The organism is Kordia sp. (genome assembly GCF_022447245.1).
Taxonomy (GTDB): domain Bacteria; phylum Bacteroidota; class Bacteroidia; order Flavobacteriales; family Flavobacteriaceae; genus Kordia.
The window spans coordinates 108659-119319 of sequence record NZ_JAKVBC010000014.1 but is presented as its reverse complement, the minus strand read 5'-3'; the positions used below and the strand labels follow the sequence as shown (position 1 = coordinate 119319).

Annotated in this window: 7 protein-coding genes and 1 tRNA gene; 6 read left to right on the top strand and 2 right to left on the bottom strand. The window is 33.5% G+C overall.

What is annotated here, in order from left to right; translation table 11 throughout:
- The 4 genes from MK119_RS11580 to MK119_RS11565 form a co-directional block, all read left to right on the top strand.
- Positions 1–409 (top strand): hypothetical protein (locus MK119_RS11580; RefSeq protein WP_290678681.1); only part of this gene is annotated, 409 nt, incomplete at its 5' end.
- A 23-nt stretch (positions 410–432) separates the two neighbouring features.
- Entirely contained in the window at positions 433–2478 is a 2046-nt protein-coding gene (locus MK119_RS11575; RefSeq protein WP_290678679.1) for a hypothetical protein, read from the top strand.
- Between the two features lie 80 nt (positions 2479–2558).
- Positions 2559–3326, top strand: coding sequence for a hypothetical protein (locus MK119_RS11570; RefSeq protein WP_290678676.1), 768 nt, complete (start codon positions 2559–2561; stop codon positions 3324–3326).
- The gene (locus MK119_RS11565; protein ID WP_290678675.1) at positions 3323–3724 is read left to right on the top strand and encodes a hypothetical protein; all 402 of its coding nucleotides are present in this window, start codon (positions 3323–3325) and stop codon (positions 3722–3724) included. The genes MK119_RS11570 and MK119_RS11565 overlap by 4 nt, the downstream gene beginning before the upstream one ends.
- A gap of 97 nt (positions 3725–3821) precedes the next feature.
- Here the strand turns inward: MK119_RS11565 and MK119_RS11560 are convergent.
- Positions 3822–3895: transfer RNA gene (locus MK119_RS11560), tRNA-Arg, on the bottom strand.
- A gap of 119 nt (positions 3896–4014) precedes the next feature.
- The gene (locus MK119_RS11555; RefSeq protein WP_290678672.1) at positions 4015–4167 is read right to left on the bottom strand and encodes an SsrA-binding protein; all 153 of its coding nucleotides are present in this window, start codon (positions 4165–4167) and stop codon (positions 4015–4017) included.
- Positions 4168–4686: 519 nt separating this feature from the next.
- Here MK119_RS11555 and MK119_RS11550 point away from each other — a divergent pair.
- Both MK119_RS11550 and MK119_RS11545 read left to right on the top strand, forming a co-directional pair.
- Positions 4687–7080, top strand: a complete 2394-nt coding sequence (locus MK119_RS11550; RefSeq protein ID WP_290678669.1) for a hypothetical protein — start codon at positions 4687–4689, stop codon at positions 7078–7080.
- Entirely contained in the window at positions 7080–10568 is a 3489-nt protein-coding gene (locus MK119_RS11545) for a hypothetical protein (protein ID WP_290678666.1), read from the top strand. Before MK119_RS11550 ends, MK119_RS11545 begins: the two co-directional genes overlap by 1 nt.
- Positions 10569–10661: the final 93 nt, after the last annotated feature.

The following is a 10661-nucleotide window of genomic DNA, read 5'->3' as shown; positions in this document are numbered from 1 at the left end:
AAAAAGAAAGTACAATAGTGTAATAGCTATTTTAAACAACTTACGAGTTAACATTGTGGGGATTCGGAATTTTGACATTAATATTCAAAGAATTCAATTTGAAGCTCAGTTAGAAATAATAAATCCAACTCAAAATTCACTGACTCTAAACACATACTCAAGTGTTGAACTTAAAAGTGTAGAAGTATTTACTATTGACGGACAATTTTTAGGTATGGCTCAGGCAGATATTTCTGAAATAGAAATACAACCTCAGAGCAGTTATATACTACCTTTTATGAAATACAATGTGCCAACTTCTGGAATATTAAATAATATAAATAACATTGAGACTTTATACAACCCACAAAATTTAGCATTGAAATTTGTATTAAATGTCCTAGGTAAACGAATGGTGATTGATGTTTAAAATAAATTATTACTTAAAATAAAATGAAACAAGATTTAAATAAATACATACTTGGTGATTTATATGATTTATGTTACAGAGCTCATCAAGGCACGTCATTTTCACCAGAAAGACGCGCAATAGACTATGTTAAAAGTTATTCAAAAGTCTTGGAAGAAGATTTAAAACTTTTAGGAGAAAAACAAGGTAATTATAAAGCAAAATTCATTGAAAAATTTTCTAAATGGATGAGCGCAAAGTCTCGTTGTATTTCTTCAATGATTACAGGACCTTCTAATTTTCCTGTAAGACGTGCGCAAAAATACTCTAATTGGGCAGATGGAGCATATAATGATTTTGAAAAATGGAGAACAAAGTATTTCAAAGCTGTAAATCGCGTTCCAACAAAAAGTCCAGAAGATGAATTAGAAATTGCAGAGAAGAGACTTGAAGAACTTAAAATTGATCAAATTGAATATAAAGAAATCAATAAAGCAGCCAGAAAAAGTAAAATAGACAATATCCCTGAATTGACTAAATATTTACTTGAATTAGGCTTTCAGGAAAAACACCTTTTAAAATTAGGAGGTCACTGGAAAGAGCTGAAAATTCCATCATTTGTTCTTACTAACAATAACGCAACTATCAAACGAACTGAAGAAAAAGTGAAAATAATGCAGTCTAGAATTGAAAGAAAATCTACTTGGGAAGATATTGAATTTGAAGGAGGATATGTTACTATTGAAGATGACCGAGTAAAAATTTTTCATGATGAAAAACCAAAAAAAGAGATAATAAAAGAACTTAAATCAAAAGGATTTAGGTGGTCACCAAATTGGAGGTGTTGGACTCGTAAGCATACTGAAAACGCAATTTACACTGTAAATAGGCTTTTAAGCTTTACTAAAAAAACTAAATCTGAAAAGAAAATGATTAATGATAGGATATCAATACAAGAGCAATTAAATAATACGATTTTTGTAAAAAAATTAATACCTAATCATCAGCAACAGCTTCTTATAGAGCAAAATAAGCAAGAATTAGATGATGTGATTTTAAGACTTGAAAAAGAATTAGAATCAATTCCAAAAAAAGACAAAGGAAAAAATATGATTGTTCACGCACATTATTTCCATGGAGGGTCACATTGGTATATTCTTGATATTAATGATAAAAAAAATGAATTTTTCGCTTATGTGATATTAAATGGAGATTATCAGAATGCAGGATTAGGAATTGTATCTATAGATGAGCTTGTTAAGCATGAAAATGTTGAGCTTGATTTTTATTTTAAGGTAGATAAATTAGAAAATATTTTAAGAAAAAAACATCCAGAATTATATTCTATTATTCCAAAAACTAAAAGTAAATCAAAGAAAAATGTCAAAAAAGTTGAAAAAAATGTAGATATAAAAACAGTTGATCATTATTCGGAGGAATACAAACTCATTCGTCGTTTTTTTAATATGTTAAAGAAGCCTGAAAATATTTCCTTCAGAAAAGTTCAATTGCTTTACAATGCGTTTCAAAAGGCAGCATTACACCGAAAGGTACGTAAGACAAGTCTAGATGCAGACTTATTTACCAAAGTCAACAAAAAGATAATTGCGCTATTTGAGGTCATTAAACCAGAGTTGAAAAACCCTAGCAAAAACAATGTTACTATTACGGAATTTAAAGACAAGAAGCTTTACCATGACATTGAAAAATATGTTGGTAGCCAGAAGATAAATACCGCAATTGGATTGCTTAATTCATTCATTCTTATGCAAGGTTACAAGCCAGATGTTGAAAAAGCAACGCGTCTGTTAAAAAGAATTGAAAATGCCATTGCAAAAGATCGCGTTGAAAAAGGCAATCGTTTGTATGATGAAATTGTAAATGCTAAAAAAGCATTAACGAAGTATATTGAAAAACCTTCAGTAAAAATTGAACCTGAGTTAGTTGGCTTATCACTTCCTAAACGAAGTATGTGTACCAATAGAGTGAAGTGCGAGGGAATCAATAAGAATGGACAGTTAAAGAAAGGCTATAAGTTTATACCTGGAGGAAAGATACAGCAAGTATGTAAAAAAAAAAAGGTAGTCTGAATCAGCCAAATTTCAGAGTCTTAGAAGTAGATGTTGCGCAAACCAATACACAGCAAATCGTTGCGGATTTAAAACCAAAGGTGAGTCATTCTGGAGTAGACAAAGGGACTATTCCAGAAGCTCCTTTGGTGGCAAGCAAAACTGCATATAAACTGTCAGCACCTTCCACACCTATTAAGAATAGACCAAAGCCAAGTAAGGGTGCAATAAGCTCAAATGAGTTGATGAACATGCAATTTGACTCGTTAGAATTTGAAGGTATTTGGGGAGATTTTATGCAGTCTCCAGCTAAAAATATGAAGGTCGCATTTTGGGGTGCGCCTAAAAATGGAAAAACCTCCGGAGCTTTAGCCTTGGCTTCTTATTTAACTAATTTCGGCAACGTTCTCTACAACTTCGCGGATCAAGGATTCAATAAGAGTACACAGGATCTTTGGAAACTATCAAATCTTGAACACAATTCACGTGCCTTTTCTTCTCAGGTAAGAACAATAGATGAGTTGGAAAAATTGTGTAAGTCTGGTCAATATCAATTCATATTTATTGACATGATCAATACTTATATACACCGCACAAAAATGAAACCGCACGAATTTGAAGATCGTTTTATTAAAAAATATCCAAACATTTCTTTCATTTTAATATTTGAAGTCACCAAAAGTGGAAATTTTAAAGGCGATCAGGCATGGACACACGTTGTTGATGCGTTGGTCACTGTTAAAGATTTCCTTATGGAAAACACAGGACGTTACGGCAATGGTCAGTATCTCATTTGGCGCGAAGGGTTCAAAAAACGAAACCCAAAAAAATACGATGAGTTGTTTAAAGAGAAAACATTGGTATTATGAAACAATTTGGACTACTAACATTAGCTGTGTTTTTAGCTTATAATGAAATTCAAAAGAAAAAAGAAGCGCCAGTATATTATACAAACCGAATAATAGGAGGTTTTAATGGAATTACAATACCTCCATTTGGTATTTTTATAAAAGAATCTGAAAGAGACAATAAAATGCTTTTAGAGCATGAGCGCATACATTGGATGCAGTATCAAAGAGAGGGCTTATTTCCTTTTTTGAAAAATTACATAAAACAACATCGTGATAAAGGATATGATAACAATCCATACGAAATAGAGGCAAGGTTATTATCTGGAGAATGTGTTGAATGTCTTCAGGGCTATACAAAATGTGTAAGAAACGGTAAGGCGCTTACTGTTCAAAATACTGGATTTCGAAGAGTATAAAACGAACTTTTATAACCTATATTTTTAGAAAATTGGCTACTGTGGTGGCAACTAAAAAATAAAAACGCTGTAAATCAACGATTTACAGCGTTTTTTGTGACCTCGGCAGGATTCAAACCTGCAACCTCTTGAGCCGTAATCAAGTGCACTATTCAGTTATGCTACGAGGCCATTTGTATATTGCGGGTGCAAATATATCTGTTTTTGCAACAAATACAAATAATAAATAGTAAAAAATTAATCTTTTTTTGTTTTAGAATAAATCTACACGATGTCAGTAAAAAATTCTTTCAATCTAAAGCTTTGGTAGTGACGTAATAACGCCAGCCAATGATAGCTAATTGAAATTTAGAAGCCTTGCTTAAATCTAATTGCTTTTTTGAAAAAGAAGGCAATAATATCTTATTCAATTTTGCTAATATTTTAAAAAATGACTTTTTCATTGTTATAAAAATAGTAAAAACAATTCAAAACAATCAGTTTACATTTCATTCTTAATAAAAACTTTTTTATCAAAAGTTGAAAAGTGTGAGTATTACAGGGATATTCGGTAAGTACTGCAACTACAGAATGTTTGAGTTTGAAAAATTACAATTGTGAATAATAATTTGGTTCTTTGTAATAAATATGAATGAATAAAAGGAGTGAAAGTTCTTTTATTGGTTTAAAAAACTGTTATTTTATGTGAAAAGCTTTCAATTCCCTGTGAAACTAATAATAAGTAAACATTAAAATGACAGGTTTTTTGAAATTAAAATAATTCTAAGCAAGAATTTTTGCTGATTTAGAGTTGAATAGCACCAATCTTAGCTATTTAATATTCCCTTCTTTTATAACCAGTAATTCACTATTGATAAAAAGTTAATTACTCCTCCCACGAAATTAAATGCCCAACAGTGATCATGGTGAATGGATTTAAACTATGCATTCATATATACTTTAATTGAAAAAAATAAACGAACATGGAAAACTTCTTTTTCTTTACTGATAAACAGTCATGGGAGAATCAGGATCAATCGAATCAAAGGGAGTTTGGTGCAATAGATGAAAATAAGTATAGGCTGCAAAGCACTCATAAATTTTCAAATTCATATCAAAATTTTGCGATTGCCACATGCAAATCTTTAGTACTCATACAAGAGGCAAGTGGTAATCCCGATTTGATTAATATTGCATTAAAACCTGTGAACCCAGTAGACTGGGAATATGATGGTATTGCTTACTTTATTTATAGAGGAATAAAGAAAGATTCAATCATTATTCCCAATCCAGATACGGGTACAGATTTCCCTGAAATATTGGCTTCTTCTCCAATTGCAGGAGCTCCTGATATAAAAACGGCTGTTATCGAAAACAAAGCGCGTCTCAATGCAGATACGCAAAACCCGGACAATGATCCGGCAATTCCGAGGCATTTAGGATATTCTTATTCAGCCTCAGCTGATCAAACGACAGATGATTACGTCGTAGATGAAGTCTTATTGGAAGAAATCTTCTTTAAAACACCTAACGACATTACATTTCAATTGCCCATAGTAGAAGCAGGTGCAATTTTAGGTAAATTTAGTACAGCGAACCTTGCTGGTTTTGAAATCATTGGTGACCAAATTGGTTTTGAAGCAAACATGGGAACACTTAGAGCATCTGAAGAACATATCTTAGATGTTTCTGCGTATTCAAACAATGAAAAAAAATACTATAAGCAAGAGGTTCTAAACTATTTTGATGCTGCAGCTTTTTATGGAAACTTTATCTTGGTAGATAACGAATTAAAAGCGTTTAACGAAACAAGTGCAACTTTCTCAGAGGTTCTAGATAAAGAACTTTTGTTAAGTGATTTTACAAACAAGCACAAAACGTATATCGATATTCGTCATCAAACAGGGCATTCTTATAATTATTATCAAAATTTCTATTATGAATATGGTTCTTCAACATTAAACAAAAGATTACATCATATTTTAGGAGATTTCATTCCATATCAACACGGAATAAATTCAAATGCATTTCACTATGGTGCTAATAACTGGCCAATATTTACATTTGATTCTATCTCAGCAACAAGACCTGAGGGGAAATTGCCATACTATATTTCTTTTGTAAATCAAGTAAAAAGTCTAGCTAATATTTATCCAACGTTTAATGTAGCTACACCATACAAAACTACGGATGGAGTAGAATGGAAAGATCGAACAAAAGGTCATATTCTAGAAAGAACTCTCTTAGTATACGGAAAAAGTATTTTAGACTTAAATGATGATTCGTATCAAGAAAGCAATTTCGAAGGTGGCAATTATGTGAAATCAATGCCATTGCTCAATTATGAAGATTTTATTGCAAATGGCGAAGATGCTATTTTTATTGGAGAAGCAGAATACAAAGATACCACTGTGAAGATTGTGATAAATAATCTATCAAACGGACCAACAAGCTCCTACCATCATATTAAAATGTTGCTAGACTTTAAGCCGACGCACAGTTTTAGAGGGATTGTCCCAAGACGTATTATAAACCCCGCAAATCCTGTCATAAACGCTAATTTAGAAGAAGCACTATTGAGACACGATGATCATGTACTTGATTTAATGTTTCCAATATTTGATATGAAATTGGGAACTGCTCATACAGCAGGAGAAGTATCAGCACGTGTATATTCTACAGAAAATGCATTTATGACTTCAGGGACTTATGGGTATTATTATGATCAACGATACATTCCAAAAATAGGCTTAGCTGAAGATGATAATAACCTAACTTTTTTTGCTTACATAGAAGAGAAAAATGTATACCGATCTGCACGAGTTAATAACGAACGTGAAATAGCTAATCTAACATCCTTTAAGATATCACAACAAGCAGATTTCCTTTTTGGGCTAACAAAAAAGGATTTAAATGTCACATTACAAAAACAAAGTTTTACAAACATACCGTACAAACGTTTGGTGTTTACACCAAGTGGTACAGTATCTGACTATGTAACCGATTCGGCAAGTCCTACGTTGCTATTCTTTTTGTCGAACAATAGTATCAATGATGGTGTAGAATTCGAACTCGACTTCGAATACTTTGATTGTGTTACCATCTCTAAAGATCAATTCAACACACTAAAAACGCTTAGAGATACTGAATTTGGAGTAAATAATGTCAACCAAGTGTACTTAGGAGTTCGCTACAGCAGTCTTTACGATAAAAAAGCAGAAAATACAACTATTGGTAGATATCAATTATTGCTTAAAGGAGTAGTTGAAAATGGAGGTATACTCAAGGAAAAGCATGTATTTACAAATATGTACATCTACACAAGAATCACGGATAATCGTGAAGAACCAGCAAGTAATTATAAAACAACATTCTAATGGCAATATATATAACAGAAACAGCAGCACAAAATGCGCTTACGCAAGAAGCTGAATTTTACCCAGATAATCAACCGCCATTAAGTTCTGAGTTATTTAGAAGAAATAGAACCTTAAATCGCATCAATATGGGAAAAGGTGCTTCTTTAGCTTTAGATCGAGAAAACAATGAAGAAGCGGTACGCTTATTAAATATTGCGTTATTCACAGTAGTTCAGGAAATACCGGGTATAACACCAGCAGAATTGACAAATGCTCGAAACTTAAAATGGGGACCAGCAGATGTTGATGGAGGTTTTGTAGGAACTTTTGCAGAAATTACAAAGTTAAGCGTAGAAGTTTTTCAGCAAAACACACCAGAATTAGCAGCAATAGCTGACGGTATAGTAGGTAGAAAAACAATTTTTGAGTTAGACAAAGCACTCAACAGAATTGGTGGGTATGATGCAATTAATGGTGGAACAATTATTAATTATGGAGAATCCGAATACATTGGTAAGGATACCGTTGTGTATAATACACCTTCCGGAGTGAATTATGTACGATTATTTGAAGAACCAATTGTAAACGCGAGTCAAGAAATTGTTCGATTAAAAGAAGGAGACATTATTCATGTATTAAGAAAACATCCATCTACAGCAGATGGTTGGTATCAAGTAGTAGTAGTCTCTGCTAGTAAACATACACAAACTCCCGAAGGAGAAGCAGAATTGTTAAGAGCTTTTAAAGATAATATTTCTATAGAAGGACATATTCAAGCTGCATATATATGGGAACATTGGGAAGAAGGACCAAATGGAGAATATAGAGCACCTATGCCTGACGTACATTCAAAATTATACAGAATTCCAGCACGCCCTACGACGCAAACTCCTTTAAATTTTACAAACACGCAATTGAAGGCTATTATTCAAGAACATTATTATGATGAAGTAAAAATATTTCCACAAAATGCAGATGGTGAAATTTTTGATCCAAACGATCCAGATAATCCAAATGCAAGTCCAGCGGATATCATCAGATTCCCTAGTAAAGGAACTTTAATTGAAGATATGCCTTTCTTTAAATTCTGTTTAAATCTGCTTATTTATGCTAATAACCCAGATCCAGAAGGAGATTTGCAGACAGATACTACGAGAAGTATTTATCCGCTGCCAGGGAAAAGCTTTTTTAAGGAAGTAGATCATCGTAGCGCTTATGATAGTTTAGAAACCTACTTGCAAGCAAATCAAAATCCAGTAGATTTATACGATACATTTTTACAGTATGTAACTGGGATAGACAGTAAGTACGATTATATTCATGAAGATGAACCTGTCGATGAAAAAATTCAAGTAAACCTAAATGCAAACGGAAATCACTATATGTGGATTCCTTCCAGACAATGTGCCGAATCGTTATGGCGAATTGTCAATAGAGAGTATTTGGATGCATTAGACAGTGGCGATCCTGTAGTAGAACTAGCAGAATTTGCTATTGAAACCTTGTTTCCTCGACGTTCAGAAGGGAGACGTTTCAAAATACAACTTGGAGCAACTTACGCGTTTATTGGAGCCGATTTTGAAGGAGATGTCTCTATCTGGAGAAAAGATACAGATACCATTGGAGATCATATTTTAAAAATTAGTGCTTTTGGCGAACTCAAAGTAGGAGCAGATGTTGGAGTAGAAGCTGGATTCGGATTTTGGTTTGGAGGAAATAACAGAAAACGTAAAAAAGATGGAATTAGAGCAGCTGTTGGTGCTTCTGCACAAGGTGGAGGAGCAGTCAATGCACTCATAGAATTTGAAATTCCTGTCACAGGAAATGATCCACTATCAAGAGGTCTTGCATCAATGATGTATACAGGTGCAGGAGTTGTATTACCAGTCATAGCGCCTTTTGCATTCTACAGAGCTGCACAAAACTTCAATGTTGATTTATGGAATTATATGACCAAGCTAAAAGTATATACTGGTGCTTATGCAGAAGCAGGAGCTGAAGCAAGTGCTGGTTTAAGTTTTGGGAATTCTGATGATCAAAATGCTTGGGCAAACAATAATGTGGATGAAAAATTTGCCAAGCCTACAAAACTTGCCTCATTATTATCTGGAGCTGCAATATCTGGAGGTATCGGAATAGGTGGAAATTTTGGTTTTGGTTTTGATATTGATGTAAATTATTTTGTAGGAAGTGATTACAGCAAGTGTATGAGAACAGATGGTACACGTGTACCACTCGAAATAAAAATGTTTGCATTTGGAGAAGGATCAATTCATGCTGAATTTTTTACCTCAATTGCTAAAGGGCTTTTTGGTTTCCCAATTCTTCCAGGTTTTGCTTTAAATCAGGGATTGGGAATGAAATTAGGACTTATCTATAATATTTCAGATGAACCAGATGTCATAGATAACGATACAAGTACATTTGATTTTACATTCCAGAAAATGATCAGAAACAGTAAAAAACTGATTTCATTCTATAATTTCTCAGGTGATTTAGATCGTTACTTAGAATACGGGTACGAAACTACATATAACTTTGATCTATCAGGAACCGTTGATGCCATTACAGGAGGATTTAGCGATAGCGCGCTGAAAATTGGAAATTATGCCAATACCACTTCATTTAAATTTGGGGAAACACTTCAAGACATTCTTGACAATCTGGATGGCGTTGAATTTAGAAAACGCTTCAATTTCGCTTATGCTTCAAGGAAGTTGAGGTCCATAAAAAGAAGTCAACGTATCGTTGGAAATCGCTGGATAGGCGCAAAAACGAAATTCATGAACGCTACCAGAGGTGTTGGAGGTTTTTCATTAGCGTCATTCTTAGATTTAGACTATAAAATTGCTGGACAAGACTATATCGAAGGTATCAAAGCTTTGATAATTATGACTCGTATTAGTATTGCACAATTAGAGTTAGATTCTCAAGACATACCTGAAGTCGCATTACTGCAAGACAGACTTGTTACATTCAACGAATTTGATGCTGTAGATGACAGAATAGCTTATGCCTTAACATTATACAATGATACTGCATTAACACCAATATTAGACGCTAATGCAGGTGTCGCAGCCGTATTCTCTAAGCTTCTAAAAATGACTGCAGCCGAAATTGGTAACAGAACTGGATTTTATAGTGGTGATGGAGACTCTTTCTCAAACATGGACCCAGAAATCAAGAAAATGCTGATAGCAATAGCAATGAACTATGTGAGCAAATGGGAAGACATCCGATTGTCGATTCACAATGAGCTTACGTTCGGAGTTGGAATCAGTGGATCATTAGGTCTTGGAGCCAAAGTGCGCGGATTCTTAGGGATAGAAGCAGGCTTAGTAATGCATAGTGATTTAATTGATAATGATTATGTCTATGATAATTATTGGGCAGACTTATTAAAATCACTCTTCGACGTCAACCCGACTGCATTACCAAGTGGAGAAATATTGTCTACTAAAGACAAAGAGACATTAGTTGGATTTCTATTCGATAAGCAACTATAAGCATATAAAGTATCTCGAATACTATGAAAAAACACACAAAACTACGCACTATGCGTATCACAATAACTAAGAACATTTTTTCCATTAAAAACT